2 protein-coding genes are annotated in these 1,737 nt (G+C 67.9%); both read left to right on the top strand.

Features of this window, described 5'->3' with window-relative positions; translation table 11 throughout:
• Positions 1-1,572: acyl-CoA carboxylase subunit beta (locus AC07EJ_RS46055; protein WP_478886539.1), on the top strand; the 1,572-nt coding region annotated here is incomplete at its 5' end.
• 28 nt (positions 1,573-1,600) lie between these two features.
• Positions 1,601-1,737, top strand: a 137-nt coding sequence (locus AC07EJ_RS46050) for an acyl-CoA carboxylase epsilon subunit (protein ID WP_389491639.1), incomplete at its 3' end; no start/stop codon positions are given.

The following is a 1,737-nucleotide window of genomic DNA, read 5'->3' as shown; positions in this document are numbered from 1 at the left end:
ATCGACATCCACACGACCGCGGGAAAGCTCGCGGACCTGCAGCGCCGGATCGACGAGGCCACGCACGCCGGCTCCGCGCGCGCGGTGGAGAAGCAGCACGCGAAGGGCAAACTGACGGCCCGTGAGCGCATCGAACTGCTCCTGGACGAAGGCTCGTTCGTAGAACTCGACGAATTCGCCCGCCACCGCTCCACCGCGTTCGGCCTGGACGACAACAAGCCCTACGGCGACGGAGTCGTCACCGGCTACGGCACCGTGGAAGGCCGCCCCGTCGCCGTCTTCTCCCAGGACTTCACCGTCTTCGGCGGCGCCCTCGGCGAGGTCTACGGCCAGAAAATCATCAAGGTCATGGACTTCGCCCTCAAGACCGGCTGCCCCGTCATCGGCATCAACGACTCCGGCGGCGCCCGCATCCAGGAAGGCGTCATGGCGCTCGGCATGTACGGCGAGATCTTCCGCCGCAACACCCACGCCTCCGGCGTCATCCCCCAGATCAGCCTCGTCGTCGGCCCCTGCGCAGGCGGCGCCGTCTACTCCCCCGCCATCACCGACTTCACCGTCATGGTCGACCAGACCTCACACATGTTCATCACCGGCCCCGACGTCATCAAGACCGTCACCGGCGAAGACGTCGGCTTCGAAGAACTCGGCGGCGCCCGCACCCACAACACCAACTCCGGCGTCGCGCACTACATGGCCGGCGACGAAAAAGACGCCATCGAATACGTCAAAACGCTTCTCTCCTACCTCCCCTCGAACAACCTGTCCGAGCCCCCCGCCTTCCCCGAGGAAGCGGACCTGGCCCGCACCCCCCAGGACGACGAACTCGACACCCTCGTCCCCGACAGCGCGAACCAGCCCTACGACATGCACACCGTCATCGAACACGTCCTGGACGACGCCGAGTTCCTCGAGACACAGCCCCTGTTCGCACCGAACATCCTCACCGGCTTCGGCCGCGTCGAAGGCCGCCCCGTCGGCATCGTCGCCAACCAGCCCCTGCAGTTCGCCGGCTGCCTGGACATCGACGCCTCCGAAAAAGCGGCCCGCTTCGTCCGCACCTGCGACGCGTTCAACGTCCCCGTCCTCACCTTCGTCGACGTCCCCGGCTTCCTCCCCGGCGTCGACCAGGAACACACCGGCATCATCCGCCGCGGCGCCAAACTGATCTACGCCTACGCCGAAGCCACCGTCCCCCTCATCACCGTCATCACCCGCAAGGCCTTCGGCGGCGCCTACGACGTCATGGGCTCCAAACACCTGGGCGCCGACCTCAACCTGGCCTGGCCCACCTCCCAGATCGCGGTCATGGGCGCCCAGGGAGCCGTCAACATCCTGCACCGCCGCACCATCGCCGCCGCCCCCGAACCCGAGCAGGAAACCACCCGCGCCCGCCTCATCCAGGAATACGAGGACACCCTCCTCAACCCCTACACGGCGGCCGAACGCGGCTACATCGACGCCGTCATCATGCCCTCCGACACCCGCGCCCACATCGTCCGAGGCCTGCGCCAGCTCCGCACCAAACGCGAAAGCCTGCCGCCCAAGAAGCACGGCAACATCCCGCTCTGACCACCACGCACCACCCCCCGGAGCCGTCATGATGATCAAGGTCGTACGGGGCAACCCGACCCCCGAGGAGCTGGCCGCCGCACTCGCGGTGGTCCAAGCACGCGCCGCGGCAACACCCACCGCCCCGCCCGGCGCGACACCCACCCACGACGCATGGGCGGACCC

The organism is Streptomyces sp. NPDC045026 (genome assembly GCF_056432625.1).
This window is presented reverse-complemented; position numbering and strand designations above follow the sequence as displayed.